23 protein-coding genes are annotated in these 20,081 nt (G+C 62.9%); 10 read left to right on the top strand and 13 right to left on the bottom strand.

The window, feature by feature from the left end:
• The first annotated feature begins 185 nt into the window (after window positions 1–185).
• Complete coding sequence (locus DEIPE_RS18435) at window positions 186–881, top strand: GntR family transcriptional regulator (RefSeq protein WP_015237496.1); 696 nt, start codon at window positions 186–188, stop codon at window positions 879–881.
• A 66-nt stretch (window positions 882–947) separates the two neighbouring features.
• Window positions 948–2,393 (top strand): glutamate--tRNA ligase, encoded by a 1,446-nt coding sequence (gene gltX, locus DEIPE_RS18430; RefSeq protein ID WP_041231749.1) that lies wholly within the window; start codon window positions 948–950, stop codon window positions 2,391–2,393.
• Between the two features lie 80 nt (window positions 2,394–2,473).
• Here the strand turns inward: gltX and DEIPE_RS18425 are convergent, their stop codons facing one another.
• Both DEIPE_RS18425 and DEIPE_RS22535 read right to left on the bottom strand, forming a co-directional pair.
• Entirely contained in the window at window positions 2,474–2,920 is a 447-nt protein-coding gene (locus DEIPE_RS18425; protein WP_015237494.1) for an META domain-containing protein, read from the bottom strand.
• A gap of 42 nt (window positions 2,921–2,962) precedes the next feature.
• The gene (locus DEIPE_RS22535; protein ID WP_015237493.1) at window positions 2,963–3,469 is read right to left on the bottom strand and encodes an META domain-containing protein; all 507 of its coding nucleotides are present in this window, start codon (window positions 3,467–3,469) and stop codon (window positions 2,963–2,965) included.
• A gap of 74 nt (window positions 3,470–3,543) precedes the next feature.
• On the opposite strand from DEIPE_RS22535, the gene ftsY reads away from it, so the two are divergent.
• A complete protein-coding gene (gene ftsY / locus DEIPE_RS18415; protein ID WP_015237492.1) occupies window positions 3,544–4,512 on the top strand; it encodes a signal recognition particle-docking protein FtsY in 969 nt (322 codons plus the stop codon).
• Window positions 4,513–4,647: 135 nt separating this feature from the next.
• On the opposite strand, the gene DEIPE_RS18410 is transcribed toward ftsY, so the two are convergent.
• The 3 genes from DEIPE_RS18410 to DEIPE_RS18400 form a co-directional block, all read right to left on the bottom strand.
• Window positions 4,648–4,890, bottom strand: a complete 243-nt coding sequence (locus DEIPE_RS18410; protein WP_015237491.1) for a hypothetical protein — start codon at window positions 4,888–4,890, stop codon at window positions 4,648–4,650.
• 365 nt (window positions 4,891–5,255) lie between these two features.
• On the bottom strand, window positions 5,256–6,203 hold the full coding sequence (locus DEIPE_RS18405) for an NADP-dependent oxidoreductase (RefSeq protein WP_015237490.1): 948 nt from the start codon (window positions 6,201–6,203) through the stop codon (window positions 5,256–5,258).
• A 16-nt stretch (window positions 6,204–6,219) separates the two neighbouring features.
• Window positions 6,220–6,843 carry an NAD(P)-dependent oxidoreductase gene (locus DEIPE_RS18400; RefSeq protein ID WP_015237489.1) on the bottom strand — a complete coding sequence of 208 codons (624 nt, stop codon included), beginning with the start codon at window positions 6,841–6,843 and terminating at the stop codon, window positions 6,220–6,222.
• Between the two features lie 93 nt (window positions 6,844–6,936).
• On the opposite strand from DEIPE_RS18400, the gene DEIPE_RS18395 reads away from it, so the two are divergent.
• Window positions 6,937–7,566 carry a winged helix-turn-helix transcriptional regulator gene (locus tag DEIPE_RS18395; protein WP_015237488.1) on the top strand — a complete coding sequence of 210 codons (630 nt, stop codon included), beginning with the start codon at window positions 6,937–6,939 and terminating at the stop codon, window positions 7,564–7,566.
• Window positions 7,567–7,701: 135 nt separating this feature from the next.
• Here the strand turns inward: DEIPE_RS18395 and DEIPE_RS25555 are convergent, their stop codons facing one another.
• The 3 genes from DEIPE_RS25555 to DEIPE_RS18385 all read right to left on the bottom strand — a co-directional run bounded on the left by DEIPE_RS25555 (window position 7,702) and on the right by DEIPE_RS18385 (window position 8,783).
• Window positions 7,702–7,827, bottom strand: a complete 126-nt coding sequence (locus DEIPE_RS25555) for a hypothetical protein (protein ID WP_425387739.1) — start codon at window positions 7,825–7,827, stop codon at window positions 7,702–7,704.
• A gap of 54 nt (window positions 7,828–7,881) precedes the next feature.
• On the bottom strand, window positions 7,882–8,118 hold the full coding sequence (locus DEIPE_RS25550) for a hypothetical protein (RefSeq protein WP_157448933.1): 237 nt from the start codon (window positions 8,116–8,118) through the stop codon (window positions 7,882–7,884).
• 98 nt (window positions 8,119–8,216) lie between these two features.
• Window positions 8,217–8,783 (bottom strand): helix-turn-helix domain-containing protein, encoded by a 567-nt coding sequence (locus DEIPE_RS18385; protein WP_015237487.1) that lies wholly within the window; start codon window positions 8,781–8,783, stop codon window positions 8,217–8,219.
• An 80-nt stretch (window positions 8,784–8,863) separates the two neighbouring features.
• On the opposite strand from DEIPE_RS18385, the gene DEIPE_RS24550 reads away from it, so the two are divergent.
• Entirely contained in the window at window positions 8,864–9,139 is a 276-nt protein-coding gene (locus tag DEIPE_RS24550) for a hypothetical protein (protein WP_169316605.1), read from the top strand.
• Window positions 9,108–9,530, top strand: a complete 423-nt coding sequence (locus DEIPE_RS18375; RefSeq protein ID WP_157448931.1) for a response regulator — start codon at window positions 9,108–9,110, stop codon at window positions 9,528–9,530. The genes DEIPE_RS24550 and DEIPE_RS18375 overlap by 32 nt, the downstream gene beginning before the upstream one ends.
• A gap of 110 nt (window positions 9,531–9,640) precedes the next feature.
• Here the strand turns inward: DEIPE_RS18375 and DEIPE_RS22530 are convergent, their stop codons facing one another.
• Complete coding sequence (locus DEIPE_RS22530; protein ID WP_015237485.1) at window positions 9,641–11,977, bottom strand: ATP-binding protein; 2,337 nt, start codon at window positions 11,975–11,977, stop codon at window positions 9,641–9,643.
• Between the two features lie 122 nt (window positions 11,978–12,099).
• On the bottom strand, window positions 12,100–12,405 hold the full coding sequence (locus DEIPE_RS23270; RefSeq protein ID WP_083865893.1) for a PadR family transcriptional regulator: 306 nt from the start codon (window positions 12,403–12,405) through the stop codon (window positions 12,100–12,102).
• Between the two features lie 1,172 nt (window positions 12,406–13,577).
• Here DEIPE_RS23270 and DEIPE_RS18360 point away from each other — a divergent pair.
• Both DEIPE_RS18360 and DEIPE_RS18355 read left to right on the top strand, forming a co-directional pair.
• Window positions 13,578–14,228: a hypothetical protein gene (locus DEIPE_RS18360; RefSeq protein WP_015237481.1), complete on the top strand. Its 651-nt coding sequence runs from the start codon at window positions 13,578–13,580 to the stop codon at window positions 14,226–14,228.
• A 383-nt stretch (window positions 14,229–14,611) separates the two neighbouring features.
• Window positions 14,612–15,769 (top strand): S8 family serine peptidase, encoded by a 1,158-nt coding sequence (locus DEIPE_RS18355; RefSeq protein WP_052326745.1) that lies wholly within the window; start codon window positions 14,612–14,614, stop codon window positions 15,767–15,769.
• A gap of 132 nt (window positions 15,770–15,901) precedes the next feature.
• Here DEIPE_RS18355 and DEIPE_RS18350 read toward each other — a convergent pair whose 3' ends face one another.
• Both DEIPE_RS18350 and sdaAB read right to left on the bottom strand, forming a co-directional pair.
• Window positions 15,902–16,750, bottom strand: a complete 849-nt coding sequence (locus DEIPE_RS18350; protein WP_015237479.1) for an L-serine ammonia-lyase, iron-sulfur-dependent, subunit alpha — start codon at window positions 16,748–16,750, stop codon at window positions 15,902–15,904.
• A 322-nt stretch (window positions 16,751–17,072) separates the two neighbouring features.
• Window positions 17,073–17,735: an L-serine ammonia-lyase, iron-sulfur-dependent subunit beta gene (gene sdaAB / locus DEIPE_RS18345; protein ID WP_041230989.1), complete on the bottom strand. Its 663-nt coding sequence runs from the start codon at window positions 17,733–17,735 to the stop codon at window positions 17,073–17,075.
• Window positions 17,736–17,815: 80 nt separating this feature from the next.
• Here sdaAB and DEIPE_RS18340 point away from each other — a divergent pair, with 80 nt between their 5' ends.
• Entirely contained in the window at window positions 17,816–18,658 is an 843-nt protein-coding gene (locus DEIPE_RS18340) for an alpha/beta hydrolase (protein WP_015237477.1), read from the top strand.
• Window positions 18,659–18,776: 118 nt separating this feature from the next.
• Window positions 18,777–19,103 (top strand): hypothetical protein, encoded by a 327-nt coding sequence (locus DEIPE_RS18335; protein ID WP_015237476.1) that lies wholly within the window; start codon window positions 18,777–18,779, stop codon window positions 19,101–19,103.
• A gap of 62 nt (window positions 19,104–19,165) precedes the next feature.
• On the opposite strand, the gene DEIPE_RS18330 is transcribed toward DEIPE_RS18335, so the two are convergent.
• Entirely contained in the window at window positions 19,166–19,789 is a 624-nt protein-coding gene (locus DEIPE_RS18330; RefSeq protein WP_041231744.1) for a Crp/Fnr family transcriptional regulator, read from the bottom strand.
• Window positions 19,790–20,081 lie beyond the last annotated feature (292 nt).

Here is a 20,081-nt window from a genome sequence, read left to right as displayed (position 1 = left end):
TTGCGATCGGAAATAGATCCTCACTGCTGAAGCAAGACCTCAGGAGAGCATGCAGACACGCCAGCTCCAGAGCGTGCCACGCCGAGGCTGATATACGGGCCAGCCGCGCAAAACCCGCTAAAGTGAGCCAGTCAGTCCTTTGGGGCTCCCTGCAGGCTGCTCCTGCGTCCATCGAAAGGAAACCGATGTCCAAATACCCAGCCATCAAAGCCACGCTCAAAGAGCGGCTGCTGAGCAGCGCGTACCCTGAGAACGAGCCCCTTCCCAGCGAGCCTCAGCTGGCGCGGGAATTTGGTGTATCACGCATGACGGCGCGGCGGGCACTCGATGAGCTCGACCGCGAAGGGTACGTGTACCGGGTCCAGGGCGCCGGCACTTACCCCAGTGGCAAGCGATTCCAACAGGGAACCTTTCAGGTGCGGCTTTTCGCCGACTGGTCGCGCCATCCCGACAAGCGCGTCGAGGTATTGCGGGCCGAACGGCTGCTGGCGACACCTGACATCGCGGCCGTGCTGCACCTGCAGCCGGGTGACCCGGTGATGTTCGTGCACCGCCTGCGTGCGGACAAGACCGATCCGGTGGTGATCGAGAAACGCTACGTCGACGCCGAGGTGCTGCCTGACCTGCTGGAACACGATCTGGTCTCGGTCAGCGTGCACGATCTGCTGGCCAGCCAGACGAGGGTTCCGCTGACCCGAGTCGAGCAGCACCTGGAGACGGTCAATCTGCGCCAGGAGGAAGCGCAGCTGTTGCGCGTGCCGCTGGGCACGGCAGCTTTCCTGATGCGCCGCACGGTCTACAGCTCTGAGCGCCGTGTCAGTTACGTCAATTACTGGATCCGTTCGGACCGCTTCACTTTCCAGGAGCGCTTCACGCCCTGAATGCCCGACTCCAGAACGTCAGTTCTTCCTTGCGGCGACTTGCTCATTGCCGATACCCTGAACAGCATGGTCGTAACTCGAATTGCTCCCAGTCCGACGGGTGACCCGCATGTCGGGACCGCCTATCAAGCCTTGTTCAATTTGGTATATGCCCGGCAGCACGCCGGGAAGTTCATCGTGCGGCTCGAAGACACCGACCGCTCGCGCTACCGCGCCGAGAGCGTGACGAAGATCCTTGAGATGCTCGACTGGCTGGGCCTTACCCCCGACGCCTCACCGGCCCGCGAGGACGAGCATGGCCCCTACACCCAGTCCTTACGCGCGGAGCTTCACCAGCATTACGCCAACGAACTGCTCAGGCGTGGCGCCGCCTACCGCGCCTTTGACACCCCCGAGGAGCTGGAGGCGCGGCGCCAGGCCGCCGTGCAGCGTGGCGAGGATTACCGGGGTTACGACCGGCGCGACCGCGAGCTGGCCCCCGAGGAATCCGAGCGCCGCGCCGCCGCCGGTCAGCCCTTCGTCGTCCGGCTGAAGGTGCCCCTGGCGGGTGAGACGGTCGTGAACGACCTGCTGCGTGGAGCGGTGCGTTTTGACAACCGGGAACTCGACGACAAGGTACTGCTCAAGGCTGACGGGTTTCCTACCTACCACCTGGCCGCGATGGTAGATGACCATCTGATGGGTGTCTCGCACGTGATTCGCGCCGAGGAATGGCTGACCAGCACGCCAATTCATGTCCACATTCTGCGTGCGCTCGAGTGGACCGAACCCGTCTGGATCCACACGCCACTGCTGCGCAATGCCGACAAGTCGAAGCTCAGCAAACGCAAGTCGGACACCAGCGTCGATTCGTACCGCGAACAGGGCATTCTGCCCGAGGCACTTCTCAATTACCTGGGCATGATGGGCTGGACCATGCCCGATGGACGAGAAGTGTTCAGCGTGCAGGATATGATCGAGCAGTTCACCTGGGAGCGCGTCAGTCTGGGTGGGCCGGTCTTCGACCTGGCCAAGCTGAAGTGGCTCAATGGCAAGTACCTGCGTGAGGTACTGCCACCGGACGAGGTCGCCGAACGGCTGCACCACTATCTCAGAGCACACGGCCATCGGGTCGACAACGACGCGTACTTTCGCACGGTGGTTCGGATGCTCTTGCCGCGAATCGAAACCCTGAGCGAGTTCTGGGACAAGTCTTCATACTTCTGGCGTGAAGACTTCGCTTACACGGACAAGGCACTGCAGTTGCTGCGAGACGGGCAGGAACTGCTGCCCGCACTGCGCGAGGCGTTCGTGGCCGCTCCTGATCTCACCCACGACTCTGCCGAGGAAGTGCTGCGCGCCTTGGCCGAAGCGCGTGGGCTCAAGCCCGGCAAAGTGATGCAGCCGCTGCGCGCGGCCGTCGCGGGGACGCTGGAAAGCCCGGGCATGTTCGACCTGCTGAGTGCCTTGGGTCAAGACCGGGTAGTGGCCCGGCTGGAGCGCGCCATCACCATGGCGCAAGCGGCCAACTGACGCACGGCCAGCGAAGCGCAGGGAGGGGACTGGCGAACGCCGGTGCCCTCCCTCTTGTCTGAGGCGCAGCGCAACAGGCTTCAGTTGCGCCGGAAAATCAAGCTCTCGCGATCGCTGGTGTACAGCACCAGCAAATTCTGATACCGGGCGTAGCGCTTGACCTTGCCCAGCGACTTCAGAAAGCTTGCTTCCAGGTTTCCCTCGACGGCGTTCGCGCAGGCCCGCCGGGTGACGATGACAGGACCAAGCGACAGCAGCGCACCGTTGACTTTGGCCACGCTCGATGCCGTGCCTGCCAGCTGTGCGCTGCTGCTAAAGGCGTTGCAGCCGGTTGTGCCACGGATTTGCACACCGTCGAACTGGATGGTTGGGGCCCCTCGACGCAGCACCGTGTGGTGATTACCGGCTTTGCCGCTGCGGTAAAGCGTCCAGCTCCCGTTTTGCACCACGGGAGACGAGGTGGTCTGTGCGGCGGCGTGTCCACAAAGGCAGGCGAGGACCAGGATCCCAGAAGCTCTGAATGTCATTGAGTCAGGTTGCCACGACGCACTGACGCCCTTGTGTCGTTTTTATTGAGAACGTGTGAAGACCAGCGTATCGCGGTCGCCGGTAAACAGCACCAGAAAATCGCCGTTCAGTTGATACCGTTTGACGTTGGTGAGGGCCTGCAGGAAATACTGCTCCAGTTCTCGTGTCCTCTGGTCACTGCACGACAGTTTCGAGGCAGTCAGCGACCCGATCTTGAGTTCGCGTCCCCGGGCGATGTACCCGGCCGAAAAGCTGTTGCAGCCCGCGTGACCCAAGGCGCGGCCCACGTCAAACTGTAGGGTCGGCGCGTTTCTGGTGCTGACGGTGACCTCCTGACTGGCCTGTCCGTAGCGATAGAGGGTCCAGACGGTGCCAAACGTGATGCGCTGGGCGTGGACTTCTCCCACGGTAGACAAAACGAGCAGTGCGACTGCCGCGCGCGCCAGGTCCCCTCCAGGCACACTCGCCAGCCGAAGAGGGCGCAGTCGAAGAGGGCGCGGCAACCGGAAGCTCGGCAGAATCGAGAAGAGGGAAGACATGCGCGCCATGGCCCCATGGTAGCGGCTGGGCGAGAGCGTCTCGCGTTGCCATTTCCTGGTCCCGCCTGGCGTATCGTGAAAGCATGTCATGGTTTGACCGGCTGAGGCAAGGCCTCAGCAAGACCCGCACGCAACTGAATCAAATGGCCGGCCCGCTGGGCGTGGACGTCAAAGACGTCCTGACCAACCGGCTTGAGACCATCGAGGACCTCGAATTCGCCCTGATCGCTGCCGACGTTGGTCGCGCGGCCACCGAAGAAATCCTGCAGGACATCAAGAACAGCGGCAAGCGCGACTTGCAGGAAGCCTTGATGGACGCGATGACCCTGCAGCTCGAACCGGATGCCCGGCGCGCGCAACTGCGCAAGTTGGGCTTCACCCCCGATGCGCGCCGCGCCACAGTCGAACCGCAGGGAAGCGTCATCATGATGATCGGCGTGAACGGTGTCGGCAAGACCACCACCATTGCCAAGCTGGGACAGTACTACGGCAGCAAGGGCAAGCGGGTGATGTTTGCGGCCGGGGACACCTTCCGCGCTGCTGCCGGGGCGCAACTGGGCGTCTGGGGCGAGCGTCTCGGAGTGCCGGTGGTGCAAGGCGTCGATGGCGGCGACCCGGCGGCGGTGGCGTTTGACGCTGCCACGTCCCGCCGGTCGCGCGGGTACGACCTGTTGCTGGTGGACACTGCCGGACGCCTGCACACCAAGCACAACCTGATGGAAGAGCTCAAGAAGGTCAAGCGGGTCATCGACAAGGCCGATCCGGGCGAGCCTGCCGAAGTCTGGCTGGTGCTCGACGCCGTGACCGGGCAAAACGGCCTGTCACAGGCGGTCAAATTCCATGAGGTGGTCGGCCTGACCGGCGTGGTTGTCACCAAGCTCGACGGTACGGCCAAGGGTGGCATTGTGGTGCCGATCGTGCGCGAGTTGGGCGTGCCCATCAAATTCATCGGTGTGGGTGAGAGCGCCGAGGATTTACAGCCCTTCGATGCCCGCGAGTTCGTCCGCGCCTTGTTCGACGTGCAGGTCCCGTTGCAGGCAACTGAAGACTAAGTGCCTCCCACTTGAGTTTTGGTGTTCTCCCAACACTCAAGTCGAGCGGAGGCGAGCAGGGGAAGGGTGTCTGCCGCTGGGTTCTGTCGTTCTACGTGCTGTTCCCTTTGGTGGAAGAACTGAAGCGGTAGACACTTAAGCCACCACTGACCGCGCTTCGATCTTCACCAGCCGCTCCTGATCAAGAAAAAAGCGAATCCCGAGGCTCACCATGAATTCCCGGCGAGCTTCGAGGGTGCTGGCCAGATTCATCGCGGCTGTCAGGCGGGGCGCCAGGCGCGCGACGAGGGTGAAATCCCGAACGTGCTTGGTATGTAGCTCATACGTGCGCTCGAGTTGCGTTTCGAGCTCGGCGATCCGGGACGTGTAGTCAGGCACTTCGATTGGCGTGGAAATGATGACTTGCGCAAGCTCGGCGGGATCGCTGAGCTTGTCACGCAGGGCCGCCCATAAATCCGCGTCAAGTCGATCGGCTTCCAGAGGCGCCGGTTTTCGCAGCGCGCCTGTCCGTTCCTGGGATTAAGTACCTCCCGGATGAGTTTCAGAGTTGTACGGCGCGCATCAGGTGGAGTGCGGCGTTCAGGCACCGGCGGCGTTGCGCTATTGCTGCGAAACAAGGCGCGGTGGATGGAACTTGCTTATCATTCCGGGCTGCTTGGGATTGCTGCCTACCATGCCGAGTGGAAGTCCTGCTTGCAGTTTCAAGGGACGCCACCGGACACGTGACAGAAATTTGGGCGCCGTTATCCGGTGGTGAGGAGTACTTTACCGCGCACGTCGCTGCCTTCGAGGTATCGGTGCGCATCCGCGACCTGTTCCAGGGGGAAGGCATGGTCGATCGGGACGTGCAGATGACCGGCGTCAATCCACCGCGAAAGGAGCGCGAGGTCGAGGCCGCGTTCACGCGTCTGCATCCCATGAAAGTGCGGACCGCCAGGCGTGACAAGCGCCGTGACTTCGGCCACTTCTGCGGGGAAGGCGCGGACGCTCACCAGGGTTCCTGAGGGGGTGAGGTGCGGGCGGGCGGCGGACAGGGTGAGGATGGGTGCGGTATCGAAGATCACGTCCCAGCGTCCCTCAACGCCGGATTCCGCCAGGGAGCGTGTGTCGATGGTTTCGTGCGCGCCGAGCGACCGGACAAAGGGGTGCTTTTCCGGACGTGCGGCGCCGGTGACGTGGGCGCCATAATACTTGGCGATCTGCACGGCGAACGACCCGATTCCGCCGGACGCACCGACGATCAGGACGTGGGCACCCGGCCTGAGGTGCAGCGCGGCCCCGCGACGGAGGGCTTGCAGGGCGCTGAGGCCGGCCAGGGGGACAGCGGCGGCGTGCGCCAGTGGAATGCGCTGCGGGACGAGGGCGACCCGGGATTGCCGGACGGTGACGTACTCCGCGGCACCACCCCCCCCGTGGCCGAGCAGGGCGTACACGCGGTCTCCTACGTTGAACGCCGTAACGTCCGGGCCGCAGCGGGCAACTTCGCCCGCGACGTCGAAGCCGGGAGTAAAGGGGAGGCACGTCACGAGCTTGAAGGGTCCGCTTCCGCCGCGGATGCCGAGATCGGTGCCGTTCACGCTGGAGGCGTGCACGTGGATCAAGACTTCATCGCGCTTCGGGTAGGGCCAGTTGGTTTCTTCAAGGCGCAGTACGGACGGGTCGCCGAAGGTGTGGAATCGGACTGCTCGCATGAAGGCACCTCGTGGGTCAGTTGCTGATGGCGGGGGCATTTTGGATGAAGGCGTCGCTGTCGAGCTGGTCGAGCATGAACCGGGCGACGCTGGCGCGCGTGACGAATGGCTTGATGGTTCCGACTGATCCGGCGTGGACGGGCTTCAGGATGCCGTCGGTAAGCCTCGGAACGCGCACGATGGTCCAGTCGAGAGTGCTGGCGCGGATCAGGTTGGCGTGTGTGGTTGAGTCATTGAGAATGGTGGGCTGGGTGAGCTTGAGCAGTGTCCGGATCACGTGGTCGATGAGTTTCGGCTGGTCGCCGGGGTGGGAGACGCCAGCGCCGGTAAGGGTAATCAGGCGCCGGATGCCGTGGGAGGGAAGCAGCGTGACGAGGTGTTGGGCGGCGCTGGTCATGGTGTCGCTGCTGGTGCCGGGGGTGGGACCGAGGGCGCTGAGGACGGCGTCACTGTGTTCAAGCAGGCGCGCGATGGCGTTCATATCGCGCGCGTCGCCTGGGATGATGCTGAGCCGTTCATGCTGGCGTTTGATTTTGCTGGGGTCGCGCGCGAGGACGCGGACGTTATGTCCGCGCTGCAGGGCGAGGGTAATCAGGTGCTGGCCGGTGCGGCCGGTGCCGCCGAGGATGGCGAGGTTCATGGTTTACCTCTTTACTTTGAGGGCTGTGGTGTTGGGCGGTAGACTTTGCTTGGCGCCAGGGGCAGTATGACAGAAGATGGAGCGAGACAACAAATGGAGTGCAAGGGAGCGGACGCGGCCGCCGCGGCCGTCGAACTCCTGCAGCGCAAGCACGTGCTGCCCATCATTCACGCCTTGCTCGCCCAACCGTACTGCTTCAACGCCCTGCAACGCGCCGTGCACGCTCCCAGCGCCGCCACCCTCCGCGACCGCCTGAAAGCCCTTCTCGCAGTGGGTGTCATTCGGCGCGACGACGACACGTATCACCTCACCGCTGCGGGGTACGCACTTCAACCCGTCTTCGACGCCCTCTCCGCCTTTACCGCTGCTCACCCGCAGCACGACCCGGCGATCGTCCTGGACGCGCTGCAGCGCCGCCACGCGATGCCGATTATGCGAGAACTGCGCCAGAGAAGTATGGGATTCAACGAGCTGCAACGCGCCCTTGGCGCGCCCAGCGCCACCACGCTCACCCGCCGCATAATTGAACTTCAACAGATCGGCCTCATCTTCAAAACTGCCCCTGCGGACAGCACCGTCCCCGGACAGTACCGGCATTCCCCGTTTGGCGCGGACTTCAGTCCGGTGGTGGGCTGTATTGTCGCTTGGGGCATCCAGCACCTGCGCAACGCGCGCCGCTCAGCATCGAGCGACGAGCATGCAGTGGCGGGCGACGGCCCGTAAGTGCAGCGAAACCCGAAGCGAGCTCCTCAAGCAAGTCGTGATTCAGCTCACGACCTGTCGGGCGTATGGCCCAAAGGCGACGAGCGCGGTTTGGCGCTGGTAGGGAGCGCGCGTTAAGTACCTCCCGGATGAGTTTCAAAGTTGTACGGCTTGCATGAGGTGGAGTGCAGCAAGCAGAGCTTCTTTGAGCTCATCGCGGCTGTTGTAGCAACGTATAGGCATCAAAAAGCCCTTCAGCTTGCGCCAGGTCCCCTCAATCAAATTCAAGAACGGGCGGTACGGCGGCAGGTACCGCAGATAGAGTCCCTGCTGCTCTCACTCCGCTCGTCGTCGCTCGATCTCCCCACCCTTGTGGAACCCAGCGTTATCCAGAATCACCATCGTCAACGCTTCAGGCTGATACTGCTCAGCGAGGGTCTTTGGGTACGCCGCCTCCGCTCGGGTGCACTTCCCATCCAGCAAGCGGTACTCCAGCTGCTCGTGCTCACCGTGCAACGAGAGTGACCCCAGGACGTTCAGGAGGCCCTGCGAACCCCACCGGGTTGGAATCATGAACTGCTTCCCACGTCCCCGAGCGAACCAGGTGTTGCAGACGCTGAGCATCAAGCTGAAGCCCGCCTCGTCGAGGTATTTCAGGGTCGGTTTGCCGCTCAGAGCCCCTTTTTCAGCGCCCCAATTAAAGGATCACTCTCTGTCACCGCAGCGGGATCAGGTGTCCTGGCCGGGCTGTAGCATCTTCGTTTCCAACGGTAGCCGAGCTCGAGCAACTTCACCCGGATGGCTTCCCGTTTGATCGACACCTGTAATTCCTGCTCGATGGCTTCACTCAGCAGATCGCAGTTCCACACGCGCTGCTCTGCCAGCTTCGGATACACCAAGGTAACCATTTCTGGGGTGATCTTGGCCGGTTTGCCGGGAGCTTGCCCATCTGCCAGTCCGTGGACGTCGTGCTGCTCAAAACGGTCGAGGTCCTGGCTGATGGCTTCGACACATCGCTGGAAGTGTGCGGCGAGGTGTTCGAGGCTGAAGCCGGTGTGACCGAGTCGGACAATGCGTGCCCGCATCCGGACTTTTTCGCGGTCGCTTCTTGAATCCTGACCGGTCAGGAGATCGCCGGGCAATATATGTTGCGCCGGTCCCAGGAGTCCTTCTTCAAGCTCGGTAAGCATGTCTCCGGCCTTCCGCGCTTCCAGCTTTGCAGCGAAACAGGTCTGCACCGCTGGCCATCCTGAACCGGCTGCCCCAAGAGGCCCTGCAGACCGCAGCCGACCGAGCTTTGATGGTTACGCTCGAAAGCTTGCTCATCGCCCAGTTCCTGCAATTCATTGACCAGCAGCGAGAACTGCTCGCCCGACATGGGTATCACGTCAAGGTTAAATCTCAGGCTACAAAGAAGACTAACGATCAGCTCACTCCTTGTCCCAGCCTGAACTGCCGACCAACCTGCTGCTGTAAGCCTTACGTCAAATACGACCGTAATGGTTTCAATGGCGGCGTGCAGGTTCAGCAGAATCAGGTATGCGACGCCGCCGGAGCAGTTCTTGACCCAACGCGTCATCTTGCTCGTGGATGACAGTTCTGCGGTCGAGCATCTGTTGCGGGCGGCGTTGAAGAAATGTGGCGCCCCGATTGACCTTCACGTCAAACGCACCGCGGAAGAAGCGGTGCGTCATGCGGTGGACGCACCGGCGCCGGACTTGATCCTGCTAGACATCAGCTTGCCGGACGGGAATGGCTTAGTGGTCCTGCGGTGCCTGCGCTTGCATCCTCCCTACCAGGACATCCCTATCCTGATGTTCTCCAGTTCGCATGCAGATGCTGACATGCAACGGGCACGCGCCCAGGGTGCGACAGCGTACCTGATCAAACCCGTTGGGCTGGCTGGGTATTCCAGCCTGATCGGGCAGTTGGCGGAACGCTGGTTGTGTGTGCAGTGCGCAGGTCTTGGGACGCCTGAGCAGTGATCAGGTGACGACTGTGCCGCTCGAACACGAGGCATGGAAATGAACAGCGTTTCAACCACCCCTCCTGCGATCCTTGCAAAACCGGCACGACTGATCGGCTGTCAAAATCCTCAATCAGGTTTGGGTAACACGAAACCAAACGTCGCCCCTTCACCTAGCGTGCTTTGTGCCCACACCCGTCCCCCATGCCGCTGCACAATGCGGCGCACGTTCGCCAGCCCCACCCCTGTACCCTCGAACTCCTCTTGGCGGTGCAAGCGCTGAAACACCCCAAAAAGCTTATCCGCGTACCTTGGATCGAAGCCCACCCCATTGTCCCGCACGAAGATCGCCCACTCATCTTCGCGTTCCTCCGCCCACACCTCGACGTTGCCCGCTTCCTTCGTGCGGGTGTACTTGAGCGCGTTGGCAAGCAAGTTCAACATCACTTGCCGCAGCAAGTTGTGGTCCGCGCTGATGAGCGGCAGGGGAGAAACCTGCCACAGCACCTTCCGGTCCAGCATCTCCAGTTCCAATTCCGCTTGCACGGACGCCACGAGCGCACCCAGGTCTACGAGTCGCATCAGCAGGGGTTGACGGGAGGTGCGTGAGAGGTCCAGCATCGCATTGATGAGAATGTTCATGCGCGCCGCCGCTTGATCCACCACTTGTAAGTACTGCGCCGCTTTGGGATCGAGCGACGTCCCAAACGATTTGCGCAGCAAGTCGTTGAAGCCCATAATGTGCCGGACTGGCGTGCGCAGGTCATGGCTGACGCTGTAGGCGAAGGCTTCGAGTTCCTCGTTCGCCGCCGCGAGCGCCGCGCGCTCCCGCGTCAACTCCACCGCCTGGTCCGCCCGGTCAAGCGCCAGCGCCAAGCTGCGCCCCACCGTCTCGATGATCGCGCGACCTACACCCGTCCACCCCGTCCGGTCAAAAAGCGCCAGGCCGAAAATGCCGCGCACGCCATGCACCGTCATGAGCGGCAGCATGGCAGTGGCGGCCACGTGCGAGGTATGCTCGGGCATGCCGTCGATGCTCACGTCGTACTCGTCCTGGTAATGCACCTCCCCCGTCTCGAACGGGACGCGCAAGCTCCCGGTGGTGGCGTGCGGCAGGCCCGCATCGTGCGCGCGCCGCAGGTCGTCGTTGCCGAACTCCCCCAGCATGCTCCGCACGAACCAGCGGTCACCTTCGCGCTCGTAGTAGGCCGCCGCCTGCACCGGCAGCGACATGTACAGCAATTCCTGCGCCCGTCGGATCAGCGTGAAGGGATCGGTATCGAGCGTCAGGTCACGCGCCCAGTCCTCGGCGGCGGCCAGTACCCGATTTCGCGCGTCGAGTGCGGCGTGTTGCGCTTCGAGTTGCGCGGCGCTCTGAGCGCGCTCCAGGGCGAGACCGAGCGTCGCCGCCGCACGCTTCAGCAGGTCGCGCTCGCCTTCCTGCCAGCCGTGCTGCACCACGGGTCGCCACGTGACGAGAAAGCCTTCCAGGGTGCCGTCCGGCGTATGGATGGGCTCCACCCCGTTGGCCAGGGCGGGAAAGGACCAGACAGTGCCCGGTTCTCGGTGGTAGTCGTCCAGGTACAGGCCCTGACCTGAGTCCGCCACACGCTGCAGCACCGGCGTGTCACGCAGGCTGAGGCCGGGGCGCGTCATGTACGACACGATGACCTCTGGCGTGTCGCCCCAGAGGGTGGGCAGGCGAATCGCGCAGGCGTCAAGGCGCACCATCAGCATGCACTGTGCCCGCAAGGCGGGTCCGATGCGGGGCAAGGCCAGTTGGGCAACTTCTTCAGGGGTAGCGGCACGTTGCAGCGCGTCCCCCAGGGCCGCGAGGACTTCCGCGCGGTCGCGGGCGACCTCGGACTCGCTGGTGCGCTCTTGCAGCTGGCCTCGCAAGCGGGTGGTCAGCTGCGCGCGCCCGAAGGCGATGGCGCATTGCGAGGCGAGGGTGCGCAGGAAGCGTCGCTCCTCGTCGCTGAAGCGATATGGCTCCTGGAAATCGAGGACCAGGGTGCCGAGGGGCCGCTCGTCGAGGAACATCGGCAGCACGGCGGTGGCCACCGGCAGCGTGACCCCGCTTTGTGCAGCGAGTTCAGGGTAGGCGCGCAGCAAGTCGTCCTGGTGCTCGAAGAAGAGCGGCGTGTTTTTCCTCAGGACGTCTCCAGCGGGCCCATTCCCATTGAGGGGTCCGTTCTGCCAGATGGTCTGGGCGCCTTCCTCGTAGCCTTGGACGGCGGCGATCTCCAGACGGTCTTTCGCTGCGTTCACGAGCAACACTACGCCTGCAAGAGCCTTCAAGGCTTGCAGAGCGGGTTGGAGCACAATCACGAACACTTGCTCCTGGGTACGAGCAGCGGCGAGTTGTTCAGTGACGTCTTGAAGGCGGGCGATCAGGTGGTCGGCGCGCTGCGAAGCGGCGCTGGGAGGTGCGGTTGTCGGAGAGGGGGTGGGCGTGTCAGGCATGGGTTCCTGAGCACCAGGAGTCAGCGTGCAGGCCGTGGGCAGTCTCGCGGCAGGTGGAGCGGGCGGCGACGGTCGGGACGAGTCCGGTCAGAAGCGCGGGAGTGACGATCAGGAAGGGGAGCTCAACCATGAACAGTCCTGTGGGGCATCGCCGGATTAAGGGCGGCGCGGGCCCGCTCCAGTTCTGCGTACGCGCGGCAACAACCCGAGCCAGTCAAGCGGTAATAGCGCCGGGCGGGACGGCCTTCCGCTTTTGGGTTAACGTTTTCCCAGGCGGAGGTCACCAGACCGTGCTGTTCCAGCCGGGCAAGAATGGGATACAGGGTCCCGCTTTTCAGTGTGGTTTTCCGGCTGAGGTCGAGGCCGTAGTGTTCACTGTGGAGGTCGTCGTAGAGAACGTGTAGCACCTGCAGCGTCGGGAGGGTCATTCTGAAAGCGTTACCCATAACAATGACTCTACATAGGGATACTGCTCCTCATTCTGGTGCGGGACTACAGTTGTTGCTCATCGTAATCGCCACAACCTCAGACATGCCGTCCGGCCAGGAAGAGTGCGCGCTGCTCAGGGCGGACGAGTACGGCTCAAACCCAGCGATTTGGCACCTTCCAAATCAGACAGAACCAAGGCAGCTGAAGACGCGTTCTTCTCACTCCTATACAGCGAAATCCAAACCCAATGAGGTACAAAAACTGAGTAAAACGCACTGAATACCGCCAAAAACGGGCAGGGCCGCTTTACAAGCGTCGTGAAGAAGCAATCATTGAAATTGTCAAACGCATGAACGACCGGTCTCGCCGCTGTAACAGCCCACAAAGAATTCACGCTTGCCGCAGAAGCACTCGAAGAAATTTTCGTATACGATGCCGAAGTCGAACGCGAACAAGTCAGCCGGGAACAGTGTTGATTATGGATTTCGCTCCAGCCATAGGGCCCTTCGATCGACCGAACAAATGATCAAATCAAGCGGGGCAACCTCCGAGTCGCTTCAATACTGGCTCGACTACGAATTGTGGGCCCTCTCTACGTGGTTCAACCCCAAAAGCTTCGAACTGAAACAATCCAGCATGCCAAACAGGTCATAGCCCACTTGAGACGGACAACGGCCGTAGGAAGGGCCATATCGGTCCTGATTCGGGACCATATCGACAAGCTTCACGACAGGACATCCGTGTTTCCAGACTCCACAGGCAACAAAGCCAAGTTCACGCAGGCCATTCGAGAGGCACAAGAGCAACCTGAGCAGATCCGCACTTCTCAGTGCAAACTGCAGCAGTTACTCGCAAAATGTCTGATTGGGTGAGCGCAGCAGCTGCACGCCGGTTTACTGCAGCACCAAGTCACCAGTAAGGTACGATCACCCCATTGACCTCTAGACCAACCACCTTGAACCGTACCGGCGGATCTGCGTCCAGCAGCGTGCGTCGTAACTGTTCCGGCGAGTACATCCACCAAGCGAAGAGATACCCACGCTGACGGACCCAGAGACGAAGCGGATAGGGAAGATCGTCAATCACCACGGTACACTCCTGTCATGCAGCACGCGAAACAACTTGTTAGGAGCAACGGGACAGGTATAGACGTGCAGGTCCCCGAAGGCACTTGAGCGACGCAGCGGCCCACCTGCTGGCATACTATTCCCCGCTGGCAGGCGAACGGGTGGAATTGTCCGCGGCAAGCGTGTTGTACACGCCCCGTTCCCCGCTGCTGGGCGCCAACGCCGTTTACCCGGCGGCGGGGGGGATCTCTGAGGGGCTCGCCTGGTTGCGCGCGCGAGGAGCGCCCCCGCTGGTGGCGTCATCCGGACGCATCGAAGATGCTCAGGAGATCCTGCGGCTGCGGGTCGGGCGGTATACCCGGCAGGCGGCGCCCGGCACCGTGATGGTCGAGCAGGTGTCACGGCTGCAGCTCGTGGCCTTTGCCGAGGTGCTGGCGCGGTCGTGGGACCTGCCGCAATGGGCCAGCGCGCTGGGGCGCTCTCTGGCGCACTCGCTCGAGTCCCTGCGCGACTTCACACTTCTGATGGCCTATGACGCGGGGCAGGCCGTGGGTGCCCTGCTGGTCGTGAAACGCGACGCGCACCTGTGGGGTGTCACCGACTCTCGCGCCTTGCCCGCCCTGCTCGACGCTGCCGCCGACCTCACCGGTGGGGCCGTGAACACCAGCTGTCCACCCGAGGCCGCGGTGCAGCTGGATGGCGAGTCATCTGTGTCCTATTGGCTGCTGCACGACAATGCGCTCTTCATGCGGTAACATCTCGTCCAGCGGACATTACGCAGGTCACGCCCGCCGATCTGAGGTTCGGTGTGTCCGTGGCCTTTTCTGGAGGTGGCATGCTCTGTAGCACCCAACGCCGAACGTGGGGCCTGGCCGGGCTCCTGATACTCGGTGCACTTCTGGCCTCATGCAACAGGACACCGGTGGCGTACGTGAGTGGTCTGTGCGGAAACCGGGCGGCACCGTCGCAGGAAGGCGGGTCGTCTACCGCTGCGCTGTCTCCTGCCAGTGTGCAACGGTTCCCGAACGACGCGCCTTTGGCGGTGATCGTGCGCTTCCGTGCATCCGCGCCGTCCGCGTCCATAGGTCAGGCGTTCTCGGTTGGCAAGGTGACCTTGCGATACGGGCGCGCCCTTGCCATGGCAAACACGTTCGTCTACCACCTGGAGGTTCCCGTCGCGGCAGACGACAGAGTGCTCGCAGCCACCCTGGATGAGCTGCGTGGACGTGCCGACGTCGAGTACGCCGAGCGCGACGAGCGGCTGACGGTCAGCAAGGCGCCCAACGATCAGGATTATCCGGAGCAGTGGAATCTGACCGCCGTCAACATGCCTCAGGCCTGGGAAGTGGCGACAGGGTCGCCCCGAAGTGTCATCGCGGTGCTCGACACTGGAATTTTGTTCGACCCCCGTCGTCCGGCCTGCCGGCATCCCGATCTGGAGGGCAAAGTGCTTCCCGGCGCCGACTTCATCTCTGATCCTGGCGTTTCAGGTGATGGAGGAGGGCGTGACTCCGATCCGTACGATCCCGGCGGTGATCAGCCGGACGGCAGCTCCTCGTATCATGGAACGCACGTGGCGGGCATCGCGGCAGCAGCGACCAATAACGCTCTGGGGGTCGCGGGCGTGAACTGGAATGCCCGCATTCTGCCCGTGCGGGTCCTCGGCCGAAACGGTGGTGTGGTTTCGGACGTCGCCGACGCACTGCTGTGGGCAGCCGGGATCAAGGTGCTCGGTGCGCCCTTCAACCCCACGCCGGCGCACGTCATCAACCTCAGTGTAGGCGGTCAGGGAAGCGCGTGCCCGGCTTCCCTGCAGCGGGCCATCGATACGGTCGTGAATCGTGGAGTCGTGGTGGTGGCGGCGGCGGGCAACAGCGGGCAGGACGTCTCGGGCATCTTTCCGGCCAACTGCAGCGGCGTCATCTCGGTGGGTGCGACCACCCGGGGCGGAAACCGGGCTTCGTACTCGAACTACGGCGTGGGCCTCGACCTCATGGCGCCCGGGGGCAGCGAATCGGACGGGGTGTACAACCTGTTGGGCGACGATGTATACGCCAACACCGACCCCCGCTTCTACACCTACGCCCCGGTGGCCGGAACCAGCATGGCCGCACCCCATGTTGCCGCGCTGGCCGCCTTGCTCAAAGAGCAACGTCCCGGCCTGACCCCGGCGCAGGTGGTGCAGCGCCTGCGGAACACGGCGATTCCGTTGACCGCCACTCAGTGTGGGCGCGTCGGCAGCAGCGAGTGTGGTGCTGGCCTGATTGATGCTGCCCGTGCCCTGGGCCAGCCCTGAGCCGCGGAGCGAGGGCTCGACAGGCCGCCACGCGCTTTGTGGCCTTGCGCTCCTGAGCACTCCGGGTTGAGGTGGCTCACCCCGTTCGCTTGAAGCACTGACCAAAAGAGGGTCATGCCTTTGACAACGGGTTCAGACCTTGCGTTCCATGTCATGCATGACGCGCAGTCCTGTTGGGGTCTGCGCCAGGCCGCCTTCGGCCGTTTCCTTCAGTTCCAGCGGCATCATACGCCCCACCTGGGCCATGGCCGTCACCACCTCGTCCGGGGGGATGAAGCTCTCAAGCTGCGCCAGGGCCAACTGGGCCGCGCTGACGGCGTGCACCGCGTAAAAGGCGTTGCGGCTGACGCAGGGGACTTCCACGTATCCGCCCACCGGGTCACACACGAGGCCGATCGTGTTCATCAGCGCCAAACTGGCGGCGTGCACGCAGGCGCGTGGGGAGCCGCCCAGCAGCTCGGTAACGGCGGCGGCGGCCATCGCGGCGCTCGACCCGATTTCGGCTTGACAGCCACCCGCTGCGCCCGAGATGTACATCTGCCTGCTGATGGCCTTGCCGATCCCGGCTGCCAGGATCATCGGCATGACCAGCCGCTCGTCCGGAAGGCCCAGGTGGTCGGCAACCCCGAGGAGGGCGCCCGGGATGGTGCCCGCACTGCCGGCGGTCGGTGCGGCCACGATGCGCCCCATGCGCGCGTTTTCCTCGTTCACGGCCATGGCGTACGCCTGAACGCGTTTCACCAGCGGTGCGCCCAGCACATCGGGTGCATCCCAAAGGCCTTGGGCATTCCAGCCCACCATGCCCGTGACGCTCTTGGCCTGGGTCTTGAGGCCACGTTCGATGCTGTCGCGCATTTCCCTGATCCGGCCGAGCATCAGTTCCCGCACGTCGTGTTCACTGAGACCGTTTTCTCGGCAGTCTTCGCTCAATACCCACTGCGAGGCGGGTGCGGGCGCGTTCATGATGTCGTCCAGGTTCATAGGTTCCTCTGCCGTGTCGCTTCCAAGCGAACGCTTGTTTGGAGTATACAACCTGACATGTCGCCGCGGGCTATTGCGGAGCCATGTACAAAGTGCTCCGCGTCCTCTGCGACGCGAAAACGGTGATGTTTCCCCTGCCAGGCCGGAAAAGGTCGGCCTTGGGCAGGTCGGAGGGCAGTAACCGCCTGCCTGCGTCCTGGGCACGGCAATACCCTTCAGGGCGCTCGCCTCGCCTCGTGACGGAACCTTTCACAATGGGTCGGGGGAAGGGGTCAAAGAACTTTTTCGCGCTGAGGTTTGTTTGATTCGGAACTTGGAAAGCTCAGTCCATGACCTTGGGCAGCATGCGGTGCCACGAAATCTCGGGCAGTGTGGCAAGCTGGCGTACGGCGTGATCGCTCAGGCGGGCGTCGAGCTCGATTGACAGCAGGGCCTGGCCGCCACGTTTTTCGCGGGTGCATACCAGTGTGGCGATGTTGACGTCGTCCTCTGCGATCAGTGCCGTCACGCGTGCGATCATTCCCACTGCGTCTTGATAGCGCAGCAACAGGGTAGGCGAGGCACCGGAGAAATCCGTTTTGAAACCGTCCACCCGTACGACGTGAATGACGCCTCCTCCGGTGCTCGACGCGATCACGCTGGTTTCATTGCCGCCACCTGAGAGGTCGAGCCGGGCCGAGTTGGGGTGAACATCACCCAGGTCCACGTCTGTAAATTCGTAGTTGACCCCGGCGCCTTGTGCTTCTTCAAAGGCGCGCGGAAGGCGTGGATCGGCAGGCGAGAATCCCAGCAATCCAGCCACGATGGCCAGGTGGGTACCGTGTCCGCGTCCGGTTTTCGCAAAGCTGGCATGCAGGCCGATTCGGGCGTGTTCAGGAGGATGTCCCAACAGGGCGCGGGCCACCAGACCGATCCGGCAGGCTCCCGCCGTGTGGCTGCTCGAAGGACCGATCATTACCGGGCCGATCATGTCCAGGAGACTCATACCACAAGTATAAAGGTCGCCTATGGCCTATTGCAGCGTATTTCGCCGACACGTCACGGGGAGCACGGTAGCGTAAGACCGTGCGACTTGTATGGCTCTTGATTCCGTTGACGTTTTTTGGGCTGACTGCCTGCTCGCCTGTACAAACGCTCAATACCCTCACGCCCCTGGTTGGCCTGCGGGTCGCCACGAACCTCGCTTACGGGGAGTCTACCCGTCAGCAACTCGATTTATATTCTCCGGCCGAGCCCCAGACGGTGCCCGTCGTCGTGTTTATCCATGGAGGCTCGTGGACGGGAGGAAGCAAGGACGATTACAAATTCGTGGGAGAGTCTCTGGCGCGGGCCGGGTATCTCACCGCGGTGATCAGCTACCGGCTGGCGCCAGAATTCCGTTACCCCGAGTATGTGCGTGACGCGGCGCTGGCCGTACGGTGGGTGCGTGACAATGCCCGGCGTTATGGCGGCGATCCGGCACGAATTTTTGTGGTGGGTCACTCGGCCGGTGCGTTCAACGCCCTGGAAGTGGTGATGAACGAGCGTTGGTTGCGCGAGGCCGGGGTGCCCGTGACGAGCATCAGCGGGGTTGTGGGCCTGGCGGGACCGTACGATTACGACTTCCGGAATTTCCCCTCCCGCAATGCTTTTCCCGAGGCCGCCCTGCCGGAAAGCGTGTTGCCGAGTCGTCATGTTCGCGCTGATCCGCCGCCAACCCTGCTGCTGGTGGCAGCGCGTGATCAGGTCGTGGCGCCCGAAAACGGCCGCAAGATGCTGGCCGCGCTGGAACGTGCGAACGCCGATGTCCAGTTGAACGTGATCGAAAACGCCGACCATTACACCATCGTGGGCGGACTGTCGACACGGCTGAGCTTCATCAACCCGGTGAGGACTCGGGTGCTTGACTTTCTGCAGCGTTACTCATAGCGCAGGGCCGGTATGGACGCGGCGGGCACGCTGACATCCGTTGCAATTCCGCACGGATGGACGGCCCATAACGCCCGGTAGAATGCTCCGTGGCAAGAGACTCGCACCCAGGACGGCCATGAACCTGCTGTACGCGTTGCATACCCACTACGGCTGGTACCTGCAGCTGCTTCCCGTACTGGTCCTGATCTGGACTGCCATCCGTCGACGCGAGCGGCTGCAGCGCCTCGCGCCGGTGTTGCTGGATATCAATGTGACACTCGGTCTGTTGACCTACCTGTTGACCGGTGTGCAGGTGTCCTTGTGGCATCCGGTCCTGATGTTCGCTGCGGTGGCTTTGGCGCACGCCGTGGCGCGTCAGCGCGACCGGAGGGTAGTGATCGGCGTATGGCTCGTGGTGCTGGTCCTGATCGTCGGAGGCGTAAGGAGCGCGTCGCTGTCATAGTCGGGCTGCGTGATGGTAACGGGACCGGCAGGTTACCTGCCGGTCCCGTTACGTGGGGAGCTTCAGACGCCGGCAAGCTCGCGCAGCGCCAGCTCGTTCTGAAGCGTGATGCAGCGGTACGCGGGGGCCAGAAGACCGTCGTCACGCATTTCGCCGATGAGCTTGCTGACACTTTCTCGCGTTGCGCCCGTTCCTTCCGCGATCAGTTCGTGGGTCGCGCGCACAAAGCGCCGCCCGTCCGTGTGCCGCCCGCCCAGCGATGACGACGACAGGTTGAGCAGGTAACGCGCGATACGCTCACGAAGCTCGCCGTCCTGAATGTGTACGCCATCGTTCATGACGCGCTGCAGCTGCTCGCTGAGCGAGCGCGTTACGTTCCACAGATCGTCACCGTTCAGACGCTGGGTATGAATTGGCGAGATGACAGCCTCGGTCAACGCGATCACCTGGTGGCTGCGGGTAAGCCCATGCAGCGCTTCTTCACCGAACACGTCGCCGGGCAAGATGTGCCGGACGGTAAGGTTGCGTCCCTGGGGTGTGAGCCGCACGGCACGCAGCAATCCCTGTTCGAGCCGGTAGAGGCTGGTGCTGGGGTCACCGGTGTAGTAAAGCGTGTCCCCACGGCGAAGGGGGCGGCCTTGGTGATCGGCGGTGCCGAGGGGCGGAACTGAAACGTGCAGGGTCATCTGGCGCTCCTTCAGGCTGAGATGGGCGGGGTAAGGTGGCAGCACTGCCTTGACTCCTGAAGTGTATAACCCTTGTCAAAGCCTGGGAAGTGCTCGGATTACAAAAAGTGAGCGTGAAGAAAGACTAAAAGTTGCGCAGAGCGAGCAGTCGTGACATAGCCCAAGTGGTATGACATTTCGTGCACCCACACGGTCATCCGGATCGGAGCGATCCGGTACGGCGTGGCCTGGCTGACCCTGCATTTTCGTCCCTTCAAGCTGAACAGAGCGGAAAATATCCCGATCCGGTCGT

The organism is Deinococcus peraridilitoris DSM 19664 (assembly GCF_000317835.1).
In the GTDB taxonomy this organism is placed as follows: domain Bacteria; phylum Deinococcota; class Deinococci; order Deinococcales; family Deinococcaceae; genus Deinococcus_A; species Deinococcus_A peraridilitoris.
This window is presented reverse-complemented; position numbering and strand designations above follow the sequence as displayed.

Bases quoted from the DNA above. Each gene is read 5' to 3' on its own strand.
- DEIPE_RS18405 (WP_015237490.1), bottom strand. From the start codon at position 6,203: ATGCGAGCAGTCCGATTCCACACCTTCGGCGACCCGTCCGTACTGCGC.
- DEIPE_RS18395 (WP_015237488.1), top strand. From the start codon at position 6,937: ATGGAGTGCAAGGGAGCGGACGCGGCCGCCGCGGCCGTCGAACTCCTG.
- DEIPE_RS18335 (WP_015237476.1), top strand. From the start codon at position 18,777: ATGAACCTGCTGTACGCGTTGCATACCCACTACGGCTGGTACCTGCAG.
- DEIPE_RS23270 (WP_083865893.1), bottom strand. From the start codon at position 12,405: ATGACCCTCCCGACGCTGCAGGTGCTACACGTTCTCTACGACGACCTC.
- DEIPE_RS18350 (WP_015237479.1), bottom strand. From the start codon at position 16,750: ATGAACCTGGACGACATCATGAACGCGCCCGCACCCGCCTCGCAGTGG.
- sdaAB (WP_041230989.1), bottom strand. From the start codon at position 17,735: ATGAGTCTCCTGGACATGATCGGCCCGGTAATGATCGGTCCTTCGAGC.
- DEIPE_RS18425 (WP_015237494.1), bottom strand. From the start codon at position 2,920: ATGACATTCAGAGCTTCTGGGATCCTGGTCCTCGCCTGCCTTTGTGGA.
- ftsY (WP_015237492.1), top strand. From the start codon at position 3,544: ATGTCATGGTTTGACCGGCTGAGGCAAGGCCTCAGCAAGACCCGCACG.
- gltX (WP_041231749.1), top strand. From the start codon at position 948: ATGGTCGTAACTCGAATTGCTCCCAGTCCGACGGGTGACCCGCATGTC.
- DEIPE_RS18400 (WP_015237489.1), bottom strand. From the start codon at position 6,843: ATGAACCTCGCCATCCTCGGCGGCACCGGCCGCACCGGCCAGCACCTG.
- DEIPE_RS22535 (WP_015237493.1), bottom strand. From the start codon at position 3,469: ATGGCGCGCATGTCTTCCCTCTTCTCGATTCTGCCGAGCTTCCGGTTG.
- DEIPE_RS25550 (WP_157448933.1), bottom strand. From the start codon at position 8,118: ATGATTCCAACCCGGTGGGGTTCGCAGGGCCTCCTGAACGTCCTGGGG.
- DEIPE_RS22530 (WP_015237485.1), bottom strand. From the start codon at position 11,977: ATGCCTGACACGCCCACCCCCTCTCCGACAACCGCACCTCCCAGCGCC.
- DEIPE_RS18435 (WP_015237496.1), top strand. From the start codon at position 186: ATGTCCAAATACCCAGCCATCAAAGCCACGCTCAAAGAGCGGCTGCTG.
- DEIPE_RS18330 (WP_041231744.1), bottom strand. From the start codon at position 19,789: ATGACCCTGCACGTTTCAGTTCCGCCCCTCGGCACCGCCGATCACCAA.
- DEIPE_RS18355 (WP_052326745.1), top strand. From the start codon at position 14,612: ATGGCAAACACGTTCGTCTACCACCTGGAGGTTCCCGTCGCGGCAGAC.